The 23298-nt window shown below is 60.8% G+C and carries 18 protein-coding genes, 1 pseudogene and 1 riboswitch; of the genes and pseudogenes, 14 read left to right on the top strand and 5 right to left on the bottom strand.

Annotated elements, in window-relative coordinates:
* Positions 1 to 43 precede the first annotated feature (43 nt).
* A riboswitch (cobalamin riboswitch) is annotated at positions 44 to 271 on the top strand.
* Positions 272 to 518: 247 nt separating this feature from the next.
* The 13 genes and pseudogenes from nrdH to PMI03_RS31910 all read left to right on the top strand — a co-directional run.
* Positions 519 to 740 (top strand): glutaredoxin-like protein NrdH, encoded by a 222-nt coding sequence (gene nrdH / locus PMI03_RS25750; protein ID WP_007700576.1) that lies wholly within the window; start codon positions 519 to 521, stop codon positions 738 to 740.
* Positions 740 to 1168 carry a class Ib ribonucleoside-diphosphate reductase assembly flavoprotein NrdI gene (nrdI, locus tag PMI03_RS25745; RefSeq protein ID WP_007700572.1) on the top strand — a complete coding sequence of 143 codons (429 nt, stop codon included), beginning with the start codon at positions 740 to 742 and terminating at the stop codon, positions 1166 to 1168. The genes nrdH and nrdI overlap by 1 nt, the downstream gene beginning before the upstream one ends.
* Positions 1138 to 3291, top strand: a complete 2154-nt coding sequence (nrdE, locus tag PMI03_RS25740) for a class 1b ribonucleoside-diphosphate reductase subunit alpha (protein ID WP_007700571.1) — start codon at positions 1138 to 1140, stop codon at positions 3289 to 3291. The genes nrdI and nrdE overlap by 31 nt, the downstream gene beginning before the upstream one ends.
* A 16-nt stretch (positions 3292 to 3307) precedes the next feature.
* Positions 3308 to 4297 (top strand): class 1b ribonucleoside-diphosphate reductase subunit beta, encoded by a 990-nt coding sequence (gene nrdF / locus PMI03_RS25735; protein ID WP_007700569.1) that lies wholly within the window; start codon positions 3308 to 3310, stop codon positions 4295 to 4297.
* A gap of 141 nt (positions 4298 to 4438) precedes the next feature.
* Complete coding sequence (locus PMI03_RS25730; RefSeq protein WP_007700567.1) at positions 4439 to 5164, top strand: phosphatase PAP2 family protein; 726 nt, start codon at positions 4439 to 4441, stop codon at positions 5162 to 5164.
* A gap of 280 nt (positions 5165 to 5444) precedes the next feature.
* Positions 5445 to 6341 (top strand): ABC transporter permease, encoded by an 897-nt coding sequence (locus PMI03_RS25725; protein WP_007700564.1) that lies wholly within the window; start codon positions 5445 to 5447, stop codon positions 6339 to 6341.
* A complete protein-coding gene (locus PMI03_RS25720) occupies positions 6338 to 7159 on the top strand; it encodes an ABC transporter permease (RefSeq protein WP_007700562.1) in 822 nt (273 codons plus the stop codon). The genes PMI03_RS25725 and PMI03_RS25720 overlap by 4 nt, the downstream gene beginning before the upstream one ends.
* A 41-nt stretch (positions 7160 to 7200) precedes the next feature.
* A complete protein-coding gene (locus tag PMI03_RS25715; RefSeq protein WP_007700560.1) occupies positions 7201 to 8274 on the top strand; it encodes an ABC transporter substrate-binding protein in 1074 nt (357 codons plus the stop codon).
* Between the two features lie 70 nt (positions 8275 to 8344).
* On the top strand, positions 8345 to 8959 hold the full coding sequence (locus PMI03_RS25710) for a helix-turn-helix domain-containing protein (RefSeq protein WP_012649858.1): 615 nt from the start codon (positions 8345 to 8347) through the stop codon (positions 8957 to 8959).
* Complete coding sequence (locus tag PMI03_RS25705; RefSeq protein WP_007700555.1) at positions 8949 to 10037, top strand: ABC transporter ATP-binding protein; 1089 nt, start codon at positions 8949 to 8951, stop codon at positions 10035 to 10037. Before PMI03_RS25710 ends, PMI03_RS25705 begins: the two co-directional genes overlap by 11 nt.
* 34 nt (positions 10038 to 10071) lie before the next feature.
* Positions 10072 to 11499, top strand: coding sequence for an aldehyde dehydrogenase family protein (locus tag PMI03_RS25700; RefSeq protein WP_007700553.1), 1428 nt, complete (start codon positions 10072 to 10074; stop codon positions 11497 to 11499).
* A 279-nt stretch (positions 11500 to 11778) separates the two neighbouring features.
* Positions 11779 to 13029, top strand: coding sequence for a multidrug effflux MFS transporter (locus PMI03_RS25695; protein ID WP_039974678.1), 1251 nt, complete (start codon positions 11779 to 11781; stop codon positions 13027 to 13029).
* An 82-nt stretch (positions 13030 to 13111) separates the two neighbouring features.
* Positions 13112 to 13254, top strand: a pseudogene (locus PMI03_RS31910) (short-chain dehydrogenase); the annotation flags it as partial.
* Between the two features lie 19 nt (positions 13255 to 13273).
* On the opposite strand, the gene PMI03_RS25690 reads toward PMI03_RS31910, so the two are convergent.
* The 5 genes from PMI03_RS25690 to PMI03_RS25670 all read right to left on the bottom strand — a co-directional run bounded on the left by PMI03_RS25690 (position 13274) and on the right by PMI03_RS25670 (position 18995).
* Positions 13274 to 13801, bottom strand: coding sequence for a cupin domain-containing protein (locus PMI03_RS25690; protein WP_007700546.1), 528 nt, complete (start codon positions 13799 to 13801; stop codon positions 13274 to 13276).
* 121 nt (positions 13802 to 13922) lie between these two features.
* Positions 13923 to 15167 carry a diaminopimelate decarboxylase gene (lysA, locus tag PMI03_RS25685; protein ID WP_007700543.1) on the bottom strand — a complete coding sequence of 415 codons (1245 nt, stop codon included), beginning with the start codon at positions 15165 to 15167 and terminating at the stop codon, positions 13923 to 13925.
* Positions 15168 to 15284: 117 nt separating this feature from the next.
* Positions 15285 to 16466 (bottom strand): PLP-dependent transferase, encoded by a 1182-nt coding sequence (locus PMI03_RS25680; protein WP_007700541.1) that lies wholly within the window; start codon positions 16464 to 16466, stop codon positions 15285 to 15287.
* Positions 16467 to 16479: 13 nt separating this feature from the next.
* The gene (locus tag PMI03_RS25675; protein ID WP_007700538.1) at positions 16480 to 17847 is read right to left on the bottom strand and encodes an MATE family efflux transporter; all 1368 of its coding nucleotides are present in this window, start codon (positions 17845 to 17847) and stop codon (positions 16480 to 16482) included.
* Entirely contained in the window at positions 17847 to 18995 is a 1149-nt protein-coding gene (locus PMI03_RS25670) for a GNAT family N-acetyltransferase (protein WP_007700537.1), read from the bottom strand. The genes PMI03_RS25675 and PMI03_RS25670 overlap by 1 nt, the downstream gene beginning before the upstream one ends.
* A 321-nt stretch (positions 18996 to 19316) precedes the next feature.
* Between PMI03_RS25670 and PMI03_RS25665 the strand changes: the two genes are divergently transcribed.
* A complete protein-coding gene (locus PMI03_RS25665) occupies positions 19317 to 23291 on the top strand; it encodes a non-ribosomal peptide synthetase (protein ID WP_007700534.1) in 3975 nt (1324 codons plus the stop codon).
* Positions 23292 to 23298: the final 7 nt, after the last annotated feature.

Below are 23298 nucleotides of genomic sequence, written 5' to 3'. Positions count from 1 at the left end.
ACGGCACATCATCATATCGATTGACGAAATTCCAACCTCGTCTACTATATCTAGTGTTCGAGGTTCTTCCGATTCGCAATAATTGGAGGCTAAGACGGGAATACGGTGCGCGACCGCCCCTTATGGGCGCCGCAATTCCGGAGCTGCCCCCGCAACTGTAAGCGGCGAGCATCTATCCAGCGAAAGCCACTGAAGCATGATGCTTCGGGAAGGTGAGGATTGATGCAACGACCCGCGAGCCAGGAGACCTGCCTCAAACAAAACGTCCACGGGCGGGGTGTCCGGAAGGTCGCGATGTACTGCGGAATGACACCGTTCGTGCACGCCTCCCCGAACTCCTGCGATCAGTCAACTTCGGGGTGAAGTCCATGTCGAATTTTTCAAGCCAGTCCCGGCGCGAGTAGCCGTACATCCACGTCCAAATCCGGGCGTGTGCTGATCCATCTTCATTTCCTTCGAACGGGCATCGGCGGATGTCCGGACGATATCGTGTGCCTTTCAAAGATACGAGGACAATCATGAGCATCACCGTCTACAGCAAGCCCGCCTGCGTCCAATGCACCGCGACCACAAGGGCACTCGACCGTCACGGCATCGACTATCGGATCATCGATGTTTCCATCGACGATGCCGCCCTCGAACTGGTGCAGGGCCTCGGCTACCGCCAGGTCCCGGTGGTCGTTGCCGGCGAACAGCACTGGGCGGGCTTCCGGCCCGACATGATCAGCGCGCTTGCCTGATGGGACAGCCATCGACGGAGCGGATCGTCTATTTCTCCAGCCGGTCCGAGAACACCCATCGCTTCATCGGCAAGCTCGGCCTGGATGCCGTGCGAATACCGGTCCGTCCAAATGAGCTTTTCCGTGTCCACCAGCCCTTCGTCCTCGTGGTGCCGACCTATAGCGGCGAAAGCGGCAAGGGCGCGGTTCCAAAACAGGTGATCCGTTTCCTGAACGAGACGGAGAACCGATCGAACATCCGGGGCGTGATTGCCGCGGGCAACAGCAACTTCGGAGCGACCTTCGGGATCGCCGGCGACATCATCTCCGCCAAATGCCAGGTGCCGTACCTTTACAGGTTCGAGCTGATCGGCACGGAAGAGGACGTCGTCAATGTCAGAGATGGATTGGAACGATTTTGGACACGCTCACACTCGAACGCCCGGTGAAGGCTACGGAAACGCAGCTCGACTATCATGCGCTGAACGCCATGCTGAACCTTTACGATGAGGATGGCAAAATCCAGCTCGACAAGGACCGGCTGGCGGCGAAGCAGTATTTTCTCCAGCACGTCAACCAGAACACCGTTTTCTTCCATAACCTCAGGGAGAAGCTCGATTATCTGGTGACCGAGGGCTACTACGAACGCGAGGTTCTCGACCAGTATTCCTTCAACTTCGTGCGCGATCTCTTCGACCACGCCTATGCGAAGAAGTTCAGGTTCCCGACATTTCTCGGGGCCTTCAAATATTACACCAGCTACACGCTGAAAACCTTCGACGGGAAGCGTTATCTCGAGCGCTATGAAGACCGCATCTGTATGGTGGCGCTGACCCTGGCGCAGGGCAATGAATCCCTGGCCAGAGACATGGTCGACGAAATCATTTCCGGCCGCTTCCAGCCGGCAACGCCGACCTTCCTCAATGCCGGCAAGAAGCAGCGCGGCGAACTGGTCTCCTGCTTCCTGATGCGCGTCGAGGACAACATGGAGTCCATCGGACGCTCGATCAATTCAGCGCTTCAGCTCTCCAAGCGCGGCGGCGGCGTCGCTCTCTCGCTCACCAACATCCGCGAGGCCGGTGCGCCGATCAAGCATATCGAAAACCAGTCATCCGGCATCATTCCGATTATGAAACTGCTGGAAGACAGCTTCTCCTACGCCAACCAGCTCGGCGCGCGGCAAGGGGCGGGCGCGGTCTATCTGAACGCGCATCACCCCGACATCATGCGGTTCCTCGACACCAAACGCGAGAATGCCGACGAGAAGATCCGGATCAAGACACTGTCGCTCGGCGTCGTCGTCCCGGACATCACCTTCGAACTCGCGAAGAACAACGAGGACATGTACCTGTTCTCGCCCTATGACGTCGAACGCGTCTATGGCGTACCCTTCACGGAAATTTCCGTGACGGAGAAATACCGCGAGATGGTGGCCGACAACCGTATCCGCAAGAAGAAGATCAAGGCGCGCGACTTCTTCCAGGTGATTGCCGAAATCCAGTTCGAGAGCGGCTATCCCTACATCATGTTCGAGGACACGGTGAACCGCGCCAATCCGATCGCCGGGCGCATCACCATGAGCAACCTCTGCTCCGAAATCCTCCAGGTGAGCGAGGCGAGCACCTACAGGGACGATCTTTCCTACGAGCATATGGGCAAGGATATTTCCTGCAATCTCGGCTCCTTGAACATCGCCGCGGCTATGGATTCGGAAGACTTTGGCAAGACGATCGAGACGGCAATACGGGCGCTGACGGCAGTTTCTGACATGAGCCGCATCTCGTCGGTACCTTCGATCGAAAAGGGCAATGACGAAAGCCATGCGATCGGCCTCGGCCAGATGAACCTGCATGGCTATCTCGCCCGCGAGCGGATTCTCTATGGCTCCGAAGAAGGCGTCGATTTCACCAATATCTATTTCTATACCGTGACCTATCATGCCATCCGCGCCTCCAACCGCCTGGCAGCGGAGCGGGAGCGCAGCTTCAAGGGGTTCGAGAATTCGAAATATGCCTCCGGCGACTATTTCGGCAAATACACCGAACAGGAATGGAAGCCCGCGACGGAGCGGGTTCGAACACTGTTCGAAACCGCTGGCATCGACATTCCGACGCGGGAAGACTGGCAGGAACTGAAGCAGGCCGTGATGACATCGGGCCTCTATAACCAGAACCTGCAGGCCGTGCCGCCGACGGGATCCATCTCTTACATCAACCACTCGACCTCCTCTATCCATCCGATCGTCTCGAAGATCGAAATCCGCAAGGAGGGCATGATTGGCCGTGTCTATTATCCGGCTGCCTTCATGACGAATGACAATCTCGACTACTATCAGGACGCCTACGAAATCGGGCCTGAGAAGATCATCGATACCTATGCGGCTGCCACCCAGCATGTCGATCAGGGACTGTCGTTGACGCTGTTCTTCCGCGACACCGCGACGACCCGCGACATCAACAAGGCGCAGATCTACGCCTGGAAGAAGGGCATCAAGACCATCTACTACATCCGCCTTCGCCAGATGGCGCTGTCCGGCACGGAAGTGCAGGGCTGCGTGTCCTGCGCACTCTGATCTCCTGGGGAACAAGATGAACATCCAAGTGAAAACCAAAAACCCGAAGCGTCCCGAAGCAGTGCGCGCCATCAACTGGAACCGCATCGAAGACGACAAGGATCTGGAAGTCTGGAACCGGCTGACGGGGAACTTCTGGCTCCCGGAGAAGGTGCCGCTCTCGAACGATATTCCGTCCTGGGCGGCGCTCAAGCCCGAGGAACAGCAGCTCACCATCCGCGTCTTCACCGGCCTGACGCTGCTCGACACCATCCAGACAAGCATCGGCGCGCCGACTTTGATGGAGGATTCGATCACCTCTCACGAGGAGGCCGTCTATTCCAACATCTCCTTCATGGAAGCCGTCCACGCCCGCTCATATTCGTCGATCTTCTCGACGCTATGCTCGACGCCTGACGTCGATGACGCCTATCGCTGGTCGGAGGAGAACGAGCATCTGCAGAGGAAGTCGGCGCTCATTCTCGAACAGTACCGCAACGGCGATCCGCTGAAGCGCAAGATCGCCAGCGTCTTTCTGGAAAGCTTCCTGTTCTATTCCGGCTTCTATCTGCCGATGTACTGGTCGAGCCGCGCCAAGCTTACCAATACCGCCGACATGATCCGCCTCATCATCCGCGACGAGGCCGTGCATGGCTACTACATTGGCTACAAGTTTCAGCGCGGGCTGGAGCGTCTGAGCGAAGAGGGTCGGCAGGAGATCAAGGACTTTGCTTTCGATCTGTTGCTCGAACTCTATGACAACGAGACGAAATACACCGAAGCGCTCTATGACGGTGTCGGCCTGACGGAGGACGTCAAGAAATTCCTGCATTACAATGCCAACAAGGCACTGATGAATCTCGGCTACGAGGCACTGTTCCCGCCGGACGCTTGCAAGGTCAACCCGGCGATCCTGTCGGCACTCTCGCCGAATGCCGACGAAAACCATGACTTTTTCTCAGGCTCGGGATCGTCCTATGTCATCGGTAAGGCGGTGGCGACCGAGGATGAGGATTGGAACTTCTGAGCCGACATCGCCGGTCATTTCCGAAACCATGCCGTTTCGCAAGCAGCGCTTTTCTCGTTGCCGCATGGATTTGGCCGGTGGTACATCTCCACCAGAATCCAGAGGAGACGAAATGACAACTATTCAGGTGGGCGACCGCGCATGAACGATCAGCAGCCCCGCAAGCCGGGTATATTTGGGTGGCTGAACCGTTTCGAACCCCTGGTGCTCATCATGTTCGCGGCCTTCTCCGGCGGGCTCTTTCTGTTTCTGCAATTGACCGGCGAGGTTCTTGAAGGCTCGACGAGGCGATTTGACGACAGCATATTGCTGGCGCTTCGCCAGCCCGGAGATCTCTCCCGTCCGGTGGGGCCTGCATGGCTCACCCATGCCTTCAGCGATATCACCAGCCTTGGCGGCACGACGGTCCTCGCACTGTTGACGACTCTGGTGACGATCTACCTGCTTCTCGATCGCCGCCGCTCGATCGCCATCTTTATCCTTGCCTCGGTGTTGGGCGGATGGCTGCTGAGCACCACTCTGAAGCTGGGCGTTGCAAGGCCGAGACCGGACATCGTTCCGCATCTGGTCGAGGTTCATGATCTCAGTTTTCCGAGCGGCCATGCGATGGTGTCGGCCGTCACCTATCTGACGCTTGGCGCGCTTCTCTCCCGCACGCAGGCCTACAGGTCCACCCGGATCTTCATGATCGTGGTCGCCATTCTTCTGACGCTGCTGATCGGCACAAGCCGGGTCTTTCTCGGCGTGCATTTCCCGACCGATGTCCTCGGCGGCTGGTGCGCCGGTGCCACCTGGGCGCTCGGATGCTGGATGATCTCCCGTCGCTATATATCGAAATCCCCTAGAACGAAAAAACCGACGTCCTGATCGACAATGCCGTCAGATAGACGCCGGTGGGCGGATCGGTCGACGTCGCCACAGGCTTGACCTGCATCTGTCGAACCGAACGCCCCCGGCTTCTGCGCCGTCGTGTCGTTTGGCCAGCGCCCGGACATGCGCGGGGTGGGCTGATCCACTTTTCGGCTGACATTGCGCCGCCCAGCAAAGCAGATCATCACTCAAAGACAGGCCGCACTCGAAAAACCGCTTGACCAATTCACAAAAATGAAATGCTATCAGTTAATTTCATTTTCCAGGCAGCGATATAATGTCGAACGGTGCCATGGCCCAACTTGCCGACGGCGAGACCAGACGAAAGAGCGGTTCAGCCTTTCGCGCGGCGATGCTGGCCCCAGGCGCGCTCGTCGCCTTCGTCCTCATCCTCTTTGCGCTAGCCCTCGTCATCTTCCTCTCGTTTCGGACAAACGACGGCTCGCTGCTCGGCGCCGGCATTTCGCTCGCCAATTTCGGCACGCTCTTTTCCGATCCGCTCTATGGGATGGTCATTCTACGATCCTTGGTGATTGCCGGTGTCGTGACACTGGCGACGGTGGCAACGGCCTATCCTGTTGCCTACTACCTTGCCTTTCACGCCGGTTCGAAACGAGGCCTGCTGCTCTTTCTGGTGACCCTGCCCTTCTGGACCAGCTATCTGCTGCGGGTCTTCGCCTGGAAGATCGTACTCGCCTATAACGGTGTCCTCAATTCGGCGCTGATGATGACCGGGATCACTTCAGAGCCGCTGACGATCTTCCTGAACACGCCGGCGGCCGTCGTCCTGACACTGGCGCATGCCTATGCTCCCTTCGCCATTCTGCCGATCTACGTGGCGCTCGAGACCCTGCCGAAATCGCTGCTCGAGGCAGCAGCCGATCTCGGCGCCCGGCCCTTCACGACATTTCGCCGCGTAATCCTGCCGAACTCCATGCCTGGCGTGCTTGCCGGCGCGCTGGTCGTGTTCGTGCCAACGGTCGGTGATTATGTGACGCCGGCGCTGGTGGGCGGTCCTGCCAGCACCATGATCGGCTCGCTCATCCAGGCGCAGTTCGGCAAGGCGAATGATTGGCCGTTCGGCGCGGCACTCGCCGTGCTGGTCATGCTGGTGATCCTCGCGGTCGTCCTCATCGTGCGCGCCGCCGACCGCGCTTTCGGGAGCCGCACATGAGCGGAAAACCCGTCCAGGAACGAAAGCAGGGACACGGGCTGGCGATCTATGTCGTCGCCTACCTCATCTTCCTCTACCTGCCGGTCGTACTGATCCCGCTATTTTCCTTCAACGATTCCATCCAGGCGGCCTTTCCCCTGAAGGGCTTCACCTTCGCCTGGTATGCAACGCTCGTCGGCAATCAGGCGCTCACCGGCGCATTGCAGACGAGCCTGCTGATCGGCGTGCTCGCGGCCTCGCTCGCGACCCTTTGCGGCATAACGGTCGCCTATATGGACACATACGGCCGGTCACGGCTGGCAGGCACGATATCGACGATCGCCCGGCTGCCGATCCTGATCCCCGGCGTCATCGTCGGCATCTCGCTGCTGATCCTCGTCAATCTTGCCGGTCTCGGCCCGTCGCGGATCGCCATCGTGCTTGGCCACGTCCTCGTGGCGCTGCCCACCACCGTCGTCATCATGCGATCCCGGTTCCTCGCCATCCCGAGGAGCATCGCCGAGGCCGCCCAGGATCTCGGCGCCGGCGACGCGATCGTCTTTCGCCGCATCATGCTGCCGCTGGCGTTTCCCGCGATCGGTTCGGCCTTCATGCTGGCCTTTCTCACCTCCTTCGACGAGTTCATCGTCGCCTTCTTCCTGTCGGGAACCGAGCCGACGCTGCCGCTCTATATCTGGAGCCAGCTGCGCTTCCCGAAATCACTTCCGACCGTGATGGCACTTGGAACGAGCATCCTTGCCGTGTCGATCGTCATTGCCGGCTGCGCCGAACTTCTACGCCAGCGCGGCCTTTCGAGGAGCGCGCGCGGACAAGCCTGAGATCTGCAACGACGACAACGAAAGAAAAGAGGAGAACTGCAATGCCCCATAAAAGCAGACTGAATTTCCGCCGGCTGGCGGCCGGGATCGCCGCATTGGCGATCACCGTCGCATCGGTGGCGCTGCCGGCGCAGGCGGCCGACAAGCTCACCTATTTCACCTGGTCCGGCTATGAGCTGCCCGATTTCGACAAGACCTATCTCGCGGCCCATCCGAATACCGTCGAAACCTCCGTCTTCGGCGATGACGACGACGCCTTCACCAAGGTCAAGGCCGGCTTCCATCCCGATCTCGCGCACCCCTGCTACGACAAGGTCGCCCGCTGGAACAAGGAAGGGCTGCTGCAGCCGATCGACACCTCCAGGATCAAGAACTGGGACAAGATCTTCCCCGTCTTCCGCAATCTGCCGGATCTGCAGGCCGGCGACGGCAAGGTGTGGATGGTGCCCTGGGATTGGGGCAATACCTCCGTTCTCTACCGCACCGATCTCGTCAAGAATCCCGAGCAAAGCTGGAAGCTGCTGTGGGACAAGCAATATGCCGGACGGATCGCAACCATCGACGCCGTGCACGACACGCCGGTCGTCGCAGCCCTGCTCGCCGGCGTCAGCCCTTTCGACATGACGCCCACTGAGCTCGACAAGGTGGCCGACAAGCTACGCGAACAGCGGCCACTGGTATCCGCCTATACGACCGACATGACCTCGGTGGAGCAGTCGCTGGCAAGCGGCCAGCTCGTGGCCGCCATGACCTGGAACGCTTCGGCGGTGGCCCTGAAAAAGCAGGGCGTGCCGGTCGAATTCATGAAGCCGAAGGAAGGCATGCTGACCTGGGCCTGCGGTTTCGTGATGCTCAAGGATGCCAAGAACATCGATCTCGCCTATGACTTCATCAACAGCCGGCTCGAGGCCGATTCTGGCAAGTTCCTGATCGAAAGCTATGGCTATGGCGCATCGACCAGCTCGGCCTTCGCCGCCGTACCGAAGGAGACGCTGGACAACCTCCAGCTTCCCGCCGACCCGGATACGATGCTGAAATCCACCGTCTTCACCGGCCCGATGAAACAGAACGATGATCTGGCCAAGATGTTCGAAAAGGTGAAGGCCGGCGGTTGATCTCTGGCAATGCCGGCCCGGACATAGCATGTTCGGGCCGGCCGATGGCTGCAAGGACCTGGGAGACATGATGGACGCTCTGGACGATCAGACAGACAAGCCCGCGCGCGACGCCAACGAAGTGGACGTCCTCGTCGGACGGCGGGTTCGGGCATTGCGGCTCGAACGCAATCTTTCGCTGGCGGAGCTTGCCACCAGAACCGGCATATCGATCGGCGCGCTCAGCCAGATCGAACGCGGCATGTCGTCTCTCAGGGTGCGCGTCATCTGGCCGCTTGCCGCCGCACTCGACGTCGAACCCTCGGCGCTGATCGTCGATGGTGGCGAGCCGGTCAACGATCTCTATTGCGTGCGCGCCAACAGCCGCCGGCCGCTGCCTGTGCGCGCCGAGGGCATATCCAAGGACCTGCTCTCGCCGCCGGGTGCTGCCTTGACGGGCATGCAGGTCATCGTTGAGCCGGGCGGAGGCACCGAAACCTATGCCCATACGGGCCATGAATTCGGCTGCGTGACAGCGGGCGAGGTGGAACTGGTCGTCGATGCGACCCGCTACCTGCTGAAGACCGGCGACAGCTTTGCGTTCAAGAGCACCCTGCCGCATTCCTTCCGCAACGCCGGCACCGAGCGCTGCACCATCCTCTGGGTCAATACCGCAAAGCCCGTGGAGGCAACCGATGACGCATGACGACGCGCTCCTGCGCCTGCGATCCATTTCCAAGCATTTCCCCGGTGGCATCGTCGGTCTCGACACGATCGATCTCGATATAGCCGAGGGTGAGTTCCTCAGCCTCCTCGGCCCGTCCGGCTGCGGCAAGACCACGACGTTGCGGGTGATTGCCGGCTTCGAAAGCCCGACCTCGGGCGAATTGCTGCTCGGCGGCCGGGACATCACGCCGCTGCGCCCTTACGACCGACCGGTGAACACGGTCTTTCAGGACTACGCACTCTTTCCACACATGAACGTCGCCGAGAATGTCGGCTTCGGTCTTTCGCTCAAAAATGTCGGTGCGACTGAGCGCAACAAGCGGGTTGGCGATGCGCTCGACCTGGTGGGTCTCGCCGACAAGATCGGCCAGCGCGTTCAGGCGCTTTCCGGCGGACAGCGACAGCGCGTGGCGCTGGCGCGCGCCATCGTCTGCGAGCCGCGCGTGCTGCTGCTCGACGAGCCTCTTTCCGCGCTCGACGCGCATCTGCGCGAGCAGATGCAGGTTGAGCTCAAGCGCCTCCAGCGCGAACTCGGCACGACCTTCGTCATGGTCACCCACGATCAGACCGAAGCCCTTTCGATCTCGGACCGCATCGTCGTCATGAACAAGGGCGCGATCGAACAGATCGCCACTCCGGCAACGCTTTACGACCGGCCGGCAACGAAATTCGTCGCCAGCTTCATCGGCGCGATGAATCTTTTGCCGGCGCGGCTGACGACGCGAAGCGCGACCGAGCTGCAGTTTTCCGCAGGAGAACTGCAGCTCCATGTTGCAAGTGACATGGAGCCTGAGCTTCGTGCCGGCGATCTGCGCACGGTCGGCATTCGCCCCGAGGATTTGACCATCAGTACCGAGAACGGCGGGAACGCCGCCGGCGCGCGCATCGAAAGTGTCTCCTTTCATGGCCGCAGCCTGCGCATCCATGCCGCCCTGCCAAGTGGCCAGCCGATCATTGCAGATATTCCGCGCGGCGCGGGACTTTCCACCTTCGCACCGGGCGACAACGCCTTCATCGCATTAAGGGCCGGGGCGGCATGCCCCATTCTTCCCGCCTGAACCTCTCGGCCAGTCCGTGACCAAGGAGACCAATATGAGCCATAACCTGCAATTCTTCATCGACGGACAATGGGTGGACCCGGTCACGCCGAAGACGCTTGATGTCATCGATCCCTCGACCGAGGAGGCCTATACGCAGATCTCCATCGGCTCCGCAGCCGACGTCGACAAGGCCGTCAAGGCAGCCAAATCCGCCTTCGAAAGCTTTTCGCTGACCACCAAGGCCGAACGCCTGGCGCTGCTGAAGCGCATTCTGGAAGCCTATAACGACCGCTTCGAGGATATCGCGCAGGCGGTCAGCCAGGAAATGGGCGCTCCGCTGCCCTTCGCGCGCGACTCCCAGGCCTGGGCCGGCCGCGGCCATATGGAGGCAACGATCGCCGCCTTCGAAAGCTATGAATTCGAGGCAAAGCGCGGCGCGACCACGGTCGTGAAAGAGCCGATCGGCGTCTGCGCGCTGATCACCCCATGGAACTGGCCGCTGAACCAGATCGTCTGCAAGGTCGCGCCGGCAATCGCCGCCGGCTGCACCGTGGTGCTCAAGCCGTCCGAAATCGCGCCGATCAGCGGCATCGTCTTTGCCGAAGTCATGGAAGCGGCGGGTACGCCGAAGGGCGTGTTCAACCTCGTCAACGGCAACGGCCCCGAGGTCGGGCAGGTCATGGCCGGCCATCCGGATGTCGATATGGTTTCCTTCACCGGCTCGACCCGCGCCGGCATCATTGTCGCCAAGACCGCGGCCGATACCGTCAAGCGCGTGGCGCAGGAGCTCGGCGGCAAGTCGGCGAACATCATCCTCCCCGATGCTGATTTCGAGACCGCCGTCACCAAGGGCGTTTCCGGCTGCTTCGGCAACTCCGGCCAGTCCTGCGACGCCCCGACGCGCATGCTGGTGCCGGCCGCGCGTCACGATGAAGCCCTGGCGATTGCCAAGATTGCCGCTGAAAAATTCAAGGTCGGCGATCCCCGTACCGAAGGCACCGATCTCGGCCCGGTCGTCAGCCAGATCCAGTACGACAAAATCCAGCGGCTGATCGAAGCGGGCATCAAGGAAGGCGCGACGCTGGTGACCGGCGGCCCCGGTCGGCCGGAAGGGCTGAACCGCGGCTACTACATCCGCCCGACGATCTTCGGCCATGTCACCAACGACATGACCATCTCCCGCGAAGAGGTTTTCGGGCCGGTACTGTCGATCATTTCCTATGAAGACGAGGACGACGCGGTTCGAATCGCCAACGACACCGTCTATGGGCTCGCCGCCTATGTTCAGTCGACGGATATCGCCCATGCCCGCAAGGTGGCACTGCGCATGCGCGCCGGCTCGGTTTATCTCAACTATCCGGACTGGGATACGTTTGCGCCCTTTGGGGGCTACAAGCAGTCGGGCAACGGCCGTGAATATGCCGACTGGGCGATCCACGATTTCCTCGAGATCAAGGGCGTCGTCGGCTGGGGTGAATAGAGCAGCACTGCTCCGATCCATGATCGCGGCGCCCAACAGGCGCCGCGTTTCCTCGTCTCGCATTGACGACACACAAATTCCTGTCTAGTTTTTGCATCATGAAGATTGCAACGGTTCTCGCAGTGGTGATAGGGCGCATGGGCAGGATGGTATAACCATCCGGCGAAAGCTCCCATGCGCGGTAAACAGGCTCCTGACGGGGCCTTTTTTTATGCCCGGAATTCGGGCGACGCCTCGTCAGATTTCCCTCGTCACCCCACAGGCAAGACGGTCAAAACCATGACGGACAACAATCCCATTCGAACTCCGCGCACCCGAGCGACCGAAAATACAGCGACAGCAGCTGCTGCGCCCCGATTGACAACCCTCATCTTTCTCTCGGCGCTCTCTGTGCTGCCGGTGAACATGATCCTGCCATCGCTGCCCAGGATTGCCGGTGAATTTCATGCTGACTACGCTCTCGTCAATCTTTCGGTAGCCGGCTACACGATCGTCACGGCCCTGATAGAGATCGTCGCCGGTGCGATGTCGGATCGGTATGGGCGCAGGCCGGTCGCATTGACCGCCGTCTCCATTTTCATCGTCGCGTCGATGGGCTGCGCTCTGGCGACCAATATCGGCACCTTCCTTGTTTTTCGGGCGATGCAGGCCTCGATCGGCGCCTGCTTTTCCGTCGCTCTCGTTGTCGTCAAGGAAACATCAGGGGAGCGCGGCACGGCAAGCAGAATTGGCTACGTCTCCATGGGATGGGCGATTGCACCCATGGTCGGCCCGATGTTTGGCGGGTTACTGGACGAGCTGTTCGGATGGCGGGCGATCTTCGTTGTCCTCGCCATCCTTGGTGTGGCCGTCCTCGCTCTGTCCATGCGCGAACTAAGGGAAACCTCCACGCGCGCATCGAGGCCGAAGACGCATTACCTTGCCTCCTACGCGCAACTGCTCAGTTCGGCGCGGTTCTGGGCCTATACCCTGTGCATGGCCTGTTCCATGGGAACGCTCTACATCTTCCTCGGAGGAGCACCTTTGGCATTCAACCACTCGCTCAGCGGATCGAGCGCCATACTCGGCTTCTACATGGGAATGGTCCCGGCGGGCTTCATTCTGGGCAGCTATCTGGCTGGCCGCTACGCCTCCCGAAATGCGCTGAGCACCGTCCTCATCGTAGCGCGTCTCTTCACCTGCATCGGGTTGCTGGCTGGTCTGGTTCTCGTGATGTCAGGCACTGCTCACGTTCTTGCATTCTTTGGACCCCGCATGTTCATCGGCATCGGTAACGGGTTGACCATGCCCGCCGGCAACACCGGTGTTCTATCCGTGCGCCCCGACCTCGCGGGCACCGCTGCGGGACTATCTGCTGCGATGAGGCTCGCCGGCGGAGCGCTCATCGGTTCCGTGGCCGGTCTATTTCTGGCGCGGTCAGGCACAATCCATGCCTTGTTCGTCATGATGCTGGTGTCGGCATTGCTCGCATTGTTTGCGGCATTTTATGCAGCTTTCGTCGATCGGCATATTTCCAAGCCGGTTACCTGACAAACGGAGCGTCAGGTTGCGGCCGGCATGTTGTAGGAGGTTATGAATTCCAACACGGACAACATGGCCGGCGCGCTGCGCCCTCGTCGATCCTCAAGAAGTGGCCCACGCCTGCGCCTATCTGTCATCTGCTGAATCCGGCCTGATGACCGGCTCGGTCATCTGCTTCGACCAGTCGATCTGGGGGCCTATGACGGCTCGCCGCATCCGGTCGCCGCCCTCTGAAACACCAGAATGCGCGGCCCTACTCATCGTTCGGCCGCGCTTTCAAGCTACGCAGCCTGTCCGGCAATCCATCGTGAGGACCAAGATCGCGTTGCGGGTGATCGTCCCACCAATCGTCGATCACATGCTGGCGTTCAGGATGAAGCGGATAAACGATGCGGTTCTCCGGCTTGTGCCTTTCGCCGACGACAAGCAGACGCACCTCATCATCCGTGTTGTTGAGGAAACTATGCGCAATCCCCGTTCCGGAGGGAAACCCAACCCCGTCGCCGGGCTTCAGACGATGAAGATGGCCATCGAGCCATACATCGGGTTCACCCTCGATGACGTACACAAACTCCTCCTCTGCGCTCTCGGCATGCGGGAAGGAGGTGCGCCGGCCAGGCGGCAATCTCTCATGATGAATGCCCAGTTTGCTTAGCCCGAACCTTCTGCCAAAAGCCGCGCCGACACTCATCAGCTCGTCGTAGCCGTCATAACGCCGGTTATCCGGGCGCTCAATCTCCTGCCAATAGGCGATGTAGCGTGGACGTTCTGGCGCTGCCATCGAAGTTCCTCCGATTTGATTGCGCTCAGACTGCCAAAAACCGCGGTTGTTTTCCACACCGGAAGAAAGGTGCGGCCATCCGAGCCCGCCTTACGCGGGCTCGGCAGTTGAAGCTACCCGCCTAAAGATTTTCGAGTTCGAGCAATTCGTCCAACGTCTGGCGCCTGCGGATCAGCCTGTGCCCGCCGTTATCCAGAAGCACCTCGGGCGCGTATAGACGACTATTGTAGTTCGAGGACATCGTCGCCCCGTAGGCGCCGGTGCCGTGGAACACCAGAAGGTCGCCGACATGCGTTTCGGGCAGATCCCTTCTCTCCACCGTTCCGAGTTCCGTCTGCGTGAACACATCGCCTGATTCACACAAGGGGCCGGCAACGACGGTCGGCAGGGTGACGGCCGAGCGAGCCTGGGGCGTGGGGCCGGGGATGACGGATATATGGTGATAGCTGCCGTACATGGCCGGTCGCGCGAGATCACTGAAACCGGCATCGACCAGCGTGAACCGGTTCTGGCCCATGGTCTTGACCGCCCTCACCTCCGCAAGCAACACGCCGGAATCCGCCGTCAGGAAGCGCCCAGGCTCGATCTCCAGGCGGATCGGATGCTTGAAGTGCGCCTCGACCTGCCGCCGTGCCTCATCCCAGAGCGAGAAATAATGCGTGGGGTCGATCTCCTCCTCGCCTTCCTTGTAAGGAACGGAAAGGCCGCCGCCAGCGGAGATCGCCTCGATATCGATGCCGAGATCGCGGCAGAAGTCGACCATCGCACCGCAGACACGCTGAAGATGACCGTAGTCCACGCCGGAGCCGATATGCATGTGCAGCCCGACCAGCGTCAGGGAGTGCGCGCGCACGGCAGAAACCGCCTCGTGCAACTGCTCGAACCAGATACCGTGCTTGCTGTTTTCGCCGCCGGTATTGGTCTTGTTGCTGTGGCCGTGTCCGAAACCGGGGTTGACGCGAAGCCAAACCCTGTGGCCCGGAGAGCGCTCGCCGAGCTGATGCAGCATGTCGATCGAGCCGATATTGACCTCGATCTTGTCGGCAACGACCCTGTCGAGGATTGCGCGGTCGAAGACATCGGCGGTGAAGACGATCTCCGCAGCATCAGATGTACTGCCGACCGCATAGCCCGCCCGCACAGCACGCTCGATCTCGCCGAGCGAGACGGCGTCGACGAAAACGCCTGCCTTGCGCATTTCCCGGAGGATATGGATGTTCGAGCAGGCCTTTTGCGCAAAGCGGATCACGTCGAAGGCCGATAATTGCTTGATGCGGCGGCGAATGGCTTCAGCATCGTAGACCCAGAGTGGCGTCCCATATTCGGCGGCGAGCGTGGTCAGGGTGTCGTTGGAAGGGATGGTCATTTTCTCTCGGTCGGTTGGGGCTGGGGCTTGGCAATAGGCCGTGACAATAATGCGGGCGGAATGCCGTTGTCACTCCGCCCGCTTCGTAATGCAAATCAGAATTTTAGGCGTCGCCGCTTATTTTGCCGCGACAGCGAATGCCTGCTTCAGATCGGCGATGATGCTCTTCGCATCATGAAGACCGACGTTGAGGCGGATCGTGCGGTCGCTGACGCCGAAACGTGCAAAGACATTCGTTTCGGGGGAGATGCTCAGGGCCGCCTTTGCCGGAACGACGAGGCTTTCCGGTCCGCCCCAGCTGACGCCGATCCGCACCAGGCGCAGGGCGTCGACGAAGGAGGCAACGTCGATATGGTGCGCAACCTCGAAGGAGAAGAGACCGCCAAATCCACTGAAGGTGCTCTTGCCCGGATGCTCGGCGAAAGCGGGGTGCATGACATTTGCCACAGCATCAGTCGATTTCAGCCAGGACGCGACCTCAAGTCCAGCTTCGTGGTGATGGCGCATGCGGAACGGCAGGGTTTCGAGATTGCGCAGAACTAGCCATGCCTCGAACGGCGCGAGCTTGGCGCCCGTATAAGGATAGATCTCGCTGTTGATCCGGTTGATATGCGCGCGCGATCCGGCAACGAGGCCCGCGACCGTATCGCTCTGCCCGCCCAGATATTTCGAAGCTGCATGGATCACCAGGTCGATGCCAACGGCGAGCGGGTTCTGGTAAAGCGGCGTCGCCCAGGAATTGTCGACCATGGTCACCACGCCATGCCGACGGGCCGCCTCGGCGATGGCCGTCAGGTCCTGCAATTCGAAGACCATCGAGGTGGGATTCTCGAGATATATGACTTTGGCGCCGGGGATAGCCGCAATCATCTTCTCCGTATCGGTCCCGTCGATATAGTCGACGATGACGCCGAAGCGCTTCAGCACTTTTTCGAAGAAGCGGAAGGCATCGCTATAGACATGCCGCACGGTGACGATCCGTTCGCCCGGCCCGACGAAAGCAAGGACCGCCGCCGCGATGGCGCCCATGCCGCTTGAGAAGGCGCGTGCTTCCTCCGCACCTTCCATCTCCGCGATCCGGCGTTCCAGCAGTTGCACCGTCGGATTGTCGCCGCGCGAATAGATCGGCTTTTTCGAACGGCCGGCAAAAACATCCTCAAGGTCGCTGTAGCTGTCGAACAGGAAGAGCGACGTCTGATAGATCGGCGGCACGGCCGCATTGAAGGGATCGTCCTGGACAGGCATCAGCATGTCGGACGTTACTCTATGATAGGCATCGAACCTTGGGGTCTCGTTCATGGCGTCCTCGTTTTCAGGGATGGAGTGTCGATTGGCCAACCAGTTGGCCAGGGCTTGTCGGTAGGAGGGCCAGCCATTCGCGACGGGCGATGACGAGGCCAAGCACGGCCGCGAGGATTGCGGCGCCCGCCGGCGCAAGGGCGACGCCGGCAAAGCCGATCCAGAGCGGCAGCAAAAGCAGAAGAGGAATGAGCAGATAGCCTTGTGGCGCAAGCCCGACCACGGCGGAAAGTCCGGCCCGGCCCCGCGACTGGAGCATCACCAGCAGAACCGACTGAAACGCCGCCAGGGGAAAGACCGGAAAGAGTGCCCGTAAATAGGAGATCGCCTCGGCTGCGACCTCGGGACTATCGGTGAACAGACGCACAATCGGTTCGGCTCCCAGAAACAGCAGCACGGAATAGAGCGAGGCGACGGGAATCGTCACCATCAGCATGACGCGGATGATCGCCCTGACGCGCAGCGGATCACCCGCCCCGACGGCATGGCTGACAACGCTTTGGGCGCCGAGGCAGAAGCCGAAGACGGGGAGTTGGCCGAGCGTCATCAGGCGAATGGCGATTGCGGTTGCGGCTACGCCTGCATCGCCGCCATGGACGGCCGCCTCGCGCAGAAGAACGAGGAAACCCACGCCCGTCACAACACTCGTGGCAGCCGCGGGAATGCCGATCCTTGCGATCGGCCGCAGCAATTGCCAGTGGACCAACCGCATCGTCACCCTGACCTTGCCCCATCTGCGCTGAAAATAGACCACGTAGCAGAGAAGGGCTGCCACCGACGACAGAATGGTCGCAAAGGCAGCGCCCGTTTCGCGAAACTGCAGCAGGAAGATGAAGACCGGGTCGAGAATGGCATTGAGCGCAAAACTGGCAATCAGCACGATCATCGAGAAGCGCGAGTTTCCTTCGGCGATCGCGATGAAATCGCAGACGGCCTGCAGCAACCCGAGCGTCACGCCGAAGGCCAGCAGTCGCCCATAATTGAGGCCCGGCGCCAAAAGCTCGTTGCTGGCGCCGAGAGCGCCGACGAAGCTCGGCAATCCGAGATAGATGAGGACGGAGAGGACGATGCCAATCGGAATGGTCGCGGCCAATGCCGTTACCGCCACCGACGAGGCGGCGGGCACGTCACCCTCGCCGAGATGCCGCGCCAGAAGCGTAGCAAGCCCGATGCCGAGCCCTTGCCCCGTCGCTGCGACCAGCAGGAACAGCGGCATGACCAGGCTGATGCCGGCAAGCACCTCCGGCCCAAGTGCACCGAGGAAAATCGCGTTGATCGCATGATGGCCGGCGCTTGCCGCCAGTCCTGCCACAGCCGGCAGGGCAATCGTCAGAACGAGCCGCATGACGCGCGGATCGTTCATATCGGCAACTGCCTTCATCACGCAACGTCCCGAGGTAGCGAGCCAAGGACCAGCAAGCCGTCTTCCCCGGACAGGCCGGAGAGATCGGGCGACAGCAGCCGGTCCATGAAGAAGCGCTCGCGCAGGAGCATCACCAGCAACGCCTTCTTGTGGGCAAACTGGATGTGCTTGATCTTGGAGAAGCCCGACCGGTCGAGATTGCGGATCTGCTGGCGGTGATGATGCACCGGCTCGCCGACGATCCGCCGCGTGCGCGGATCGGCCAGGAACATGTAGTGCATCAGCGACGGCAGCCAGGCACTGACGAAGGCCTTTCCGCGGAAGGCGTCCTCGCCGATGGCGACATGCCAGCCACGATCATGTCCTTCGGCCTCGTAATGCGGGCCAATGCGATCTTCCTTGGCCCAGTAAAGCTCGAAATAGCCGAAGGGCACTCCGCCGAAAGTTCCGATCAGCGGCAGGGTGCGCGGATCGGCGAGCCGGCCGGCGATGAAATCGCGATGATAGGAAAGCTCGCCATTGTCTTCCCATATGGCGGCGACGCGGGGATCGTTCATCCAACGATGAAAATGCGGGAGATCCGCCTCGACATCGGCGACATGGAAGCCGATCGGCATGTTCAGCCAGGGAATGAAGCGGTTGTAGACGGAGCCGACAGGTTTCGGCGCCCGCAGGGGATGAAGGACGCCGTTGGTCAGGACCGGCGTTTCCGGATAGGCGAAAGGCGTGCCTCCGAGCCAGGGCTTTGCTTGCTGGAAGAAGGCTTCCGGACGGGCGATGAAACGATCCCCGCGCTGCTCAACAGCGCCGGATCCCAGCAGGCGCGTCAGAAGAGCGCGATCCTCAAGAACGATATCGACCGCTTCCAGCTCCGGATGGCAGGTTAGGACGGCATCCAGCACGGCGTTGACGACATCCTCGGGCGATAACTCTTTCGTCCCGGCTGATATTTGATCGAAGACCAGCAGCGGATTGGCCAAGGCCGAGACGCGTCCCGAGGCCACCTCGACGCCATGATGTTTGACACGGAAGCCGCTGGGTGCCGATAGCACGATGACGGGCAGGCCGAGCATCAGTGCATGGCTTGCAAATCCCTCCGGCGGCAGGCGCAGATCGAATGATCCGGCCGCCGCGATCTCGCGCGTCGTCGCAACAAAAGCATCCATTTTCAGTCTCCAAATCCGGCCGACGCCAACAATCACCGGTAAAACCGGGCACGGCACTAATTCCGCAGAGACGAATGGGGGCAGGCGAAATTCAAAATATTTCTCAAATTTATTTTTCACTATTTTTCTGAATTTTGGATCATCCCGTTCGTCTTACAGCCGCATCGAATTTAGAAACGGAAATATCCGAATTAGAACTGTTATAATGTAAGTATTATATAAAGATATACTTATAAATACTCGCCATGCGCGAAATTATAAATGATAATAATTTCGCGAATTCGATTGCTACTTCAAACGCAACTCGGAGAACTGCAAGATATGACACTCCACGACAGAAATGCCACGGCAGCAAATAGTTCGGATCACATCGCAACGTGTCCGCTATCGCCGACGCAATCTCGAATCTGGCTTCTGTCCGAAACCGGCAACGAAGCCGTTTTCGGACGACAGATCCTCGGGATCGCGTTCGCCTCGGTGGAGGCGTTAACGGCGCGCAAGGCGCTCGCGGCCCTGTCGGAACATCATCCCCTGATCGCCCGTAAATTCGAGGCGCGTCCCGGCGGGATCGTCTATCAGAGCCTGGGTGGCGCAGGACGCATTGAGATCATCGAACGCAGCCTGCCCGACGGGGAAAGCATCGAGGAAGCATTGCCTGCCGCGGCCGAAGAAGAAAGACAACGGCCGGTGGACCTGCAGGCAGGGCATCCGGCTCGCTTCGTGCTCTTCGTCAACGGGCAACAGGCCGTCGGCGTTCTGTTCTCGCTGCATGCGGTTATCGGCGATAGCGCGGCGCTCGACCGGCTTGCGAGCGATTTTATCCGCAATATCGGCGGCCTCTCCGCCGCAGGGACCGAACTTGCCGAAACCGCACTTCCCCATGCCGCCGCGTGGATGCTCGACCATGCCGCACCCTGCAATCCCTCAGCCGAGCGGGTGGATTTCTGGTTCCGGCGGCTGACGGCGCAGGAAAACATCGCCGCCCTCACGCCGCAGGCATCGATTGCGAAAGAGATCGAGGACGCCGGCTGGTGCGAGCATGTGCTCGACATACCGGCGCAGACCTATGCCGAACTCTCCAGCGATATGCCCGCGGCTCTCGTCGTGGCGCTGCGCCGCTATTCGGGATACGGCACGCAGAGGATCGGCCTGGTCACGAGGCCGGAGAAATCCGTGGTAACGGCCCGCACGGAAGATGTGCTGATCGTGACCGCAGAGATCGACGGGGCGATGACGCTCCAGCAGACCCGCAAGGCGCTTGCGGCCGACATGGAAACCGCTGCCCTGCAAGCCCTACCCTTCGAAGGGCTGGCTGAAGCCCTGCTGCGGCGCGATGAGCTTTTCGACACGACGAGCCTCGTCAAGACGCTTCTCGACATCAGGCCGGCTTTCCATTTCGAGACGGCAGCGGCGGTTCGCACCCTTGCCGAGCCACCCGCCCGCCGCGACGCCGAACTCGTTATCACCGTTTCCTATCTCTCCGGCGACCGCGCAAAAATCCGGTTCGGTTTCGATCCGCAGAAATACGAGCGCGGGCATATCGTCCGTTTTGCCAATGATCTGGCAACCGCGCTTGAACACCTTCGCAGCAAACCGGATCAATCGATCAAGGATATTCCCTTCGTCTCGCGCGAGGAACTTGACAGGCTTTCCGCACCCTATCCGGACCAGCCGGAAGCGGACGACGGTCTGCCGATCCATGAGGTGATCTCGGCACAGGCGAAACGACGGCCGGATGCCTTCGCCGTCGCGCAGGGCGAAAAATCCATTACACATGGCGAGCTGGAGGCGGCGGCCAACCGACTGGCCAACCGTCTGGTCGCCATGGGGATCGGGCCGGAAAAGCGGGTCGCGATCGCTCTTGAGAAGTCGATCGACGCGATCATCGCCATTCTCGCGGTGCTGAAATCAGGCGGCGCTTTCACCCCCGTCGAGCCGGATCATCCCGAAGCACGCAACCGGCATATCCTCAGCGCGCCTGGCCTGTCGCTGATCATTTCACGCACGCGGTCGATCGCCAACCTGCCGACCGACATCGCAACGCCGATGCTTAATCTCGACAAAACCGATCTCACCGCCGAGAGCATCGAAGCGCCCGCCGTCTCCATCGCGGAGCGGCAGCTCGCCTATGTGATCTACACATCCGGATCGACGGGCGTGCCAAAGGGCGTTGCCGTCGAGCACGGGCCGCTTGCTCATCATTGCAAGGCGACCTTGCGTATCTACGAAATGAGTGAGGCATCCTGCGAATATCCGGTGCTGCCCTTCACCTCCGATGGCGGGCATGAGCGCTGGATGGTTCCCTTGATGGCCGGCGGCGACGTGGTGCTGACGCAGGACAAGCTGGCGACCCCGGAAGACGCCTTCGCGATGATGCGCAAGCACGGCGTCAACAACGCCAGCCTTCCGACCAGCTATGTGCGCGGCCTTGCCGAATATGCCGGCGAGAACAGCGAGATACCGAGGCTCAGGCTCTATTCGTTCGGCGGCGAGGCGCTGTCGCAGGCGGTGTTCGACATGATCACCGAAAACCTGCAGGCGCAAATGCTGATCAACGGCTACGGGCCGACTGAAACGATCATGACCCCGATGATCTGGAAGATCCCCGCAGGCACCCGTTTTGAGGGGACCGTCGCGCCGATCGGCCGGGGCGTCGGCGACAGGCGCATCTATGTGCTTGACGCCGATCTTGCTCCCGTACCGGTCGGCGTGATCGGTGAAATCCATATCGGCGGCAGCGGTCTGGCGCGCGGCTATCAAGGTCAGCCGGAACTGACCGAGGAACGCTTCATTCCCGACCCCTTCTCCGACAATGGCGGCCGGCTTTACAAGTCAGGCGACCTTGGCCGCTGGCGTGAGGACGGCATCGTGGAGTTCGCCGGGCGCGTCGATCACCAGATCAAGTTGCGTGGTTATCGCATCGAGCCTGGCGAGATCGAAGCAGTGCTCAGATCCAACCCGAGCGTCGCCGAGGTCGTGGTGCTGCTGCATCAGGAGGGAGGGCGCAGCTCGCTGGTCGCCTATGTGGTGCCGCGCGAAGGCGAAACACTGAGCGTGACGGAGTTGCGGCGGGCCGCGATGACTGCCCTGCCGGATTACATGGTGCCGCAGACGATCATGCTGCTGGACAAGCTTCCGATGGGGCCGAACAGCAAGCTCGACAGAAGCGCGCTGCCCGCTCCCCGGATAGACCGGGACATGGTTGCGCCCGCGAATGACAAGGAAAGGGCGATCCTCGACGTATGGAAGGATATTCTCGACATTCCGGAAATCGGCGTCACCGAGAACTTCTTCGATATAGGCGGCCAGTCGCTCGCCGCCGTGCGTATCGTCTCCCGCCTGAAGACCCGCCATCCGGAATGGCCGCTGACGATCGCCGACATGTTCAACTATCCGACCATCCGCGATCTCGTGATCGCCATCGAGGGCACGCGCGACGAAGCCGGCGTCGACATGGTTTACCTGCGGCGCGGCGGCGACCGACCGCTCCTCTATTGCTTCCCCGGCCTGCTGGTCAGCACCCGCGAATACATGCGGCTTGTCGACTATCTCGGCCCGGAACAGCCGGCGACAGGCTTCATTTGCTACTCCCTGACGGAAAGCAAGACGCTCAGCACCCGTGTCGAGGATGTCACGGCGCGCTATGCCGAAGCCGTGCGCAAACAGGCCAAGGGGCGCCCTTGCGCCTTCCTCGGCTGGTCCTGGGGTGGCCTGCTTGCCTATGAAGCCGCCCGCCAGCTCGGGAATGACATCGATCTTCGCATGATCGGCATGGTGGATGTCTGCGACATGGACGAGGAATTCACCCTCGGCATCATGCCGCGCTTTGCCGACGGTGTCCGGGATCGAACCCACGAGCAGGTCCAGCGCTGGCTGGCGACAACGCCGATGCGCGACGACTGGATGAGGCTGTTCTCGGCGATGGATGAGGAAGTCTACGAACAGTTCCTCAACCATATCGTCAAGCACAACGTCATCCTGCCGTCGGACGGCCCGGACATCGGCTCCGAGGAGCACACATTCTGGATCCTAATCGATAATGCGATGATCTTCCGAAACTACCAGCTGCAGCCGGCAGATTTCCGCATTCACGCCTTTGCCGCCGAGGACTCGCTGACGCGATCGCTGAACGTCATCGACTGGCGCCGCTATTCGCCCAACGCCACAGCCTCCGAGATCGTTACCGGCACCAACCATCTGACGATCATCGGCAAGACACCCTTCCATCAGCGCTTTGCGAGACGACTCGACCAGGCCTTCGAGACGACATCCGCGTCCGCGCGCAAGGCCAAATAATCTTTCT

Source organism: Rhizobium sp. AP16 (genome assembly GCF_000281735.1).
Taxonomy (GTDB): Bacteria; Pseudomonadota; Alphaproteobacteria; order Rhizobiales; family Rhizobiaceae; genus Rhizobium; species Rhizobium rhizogenes.
This window is presented reverse-complemented; position numbering and strand designations above follow the sequence as displayed.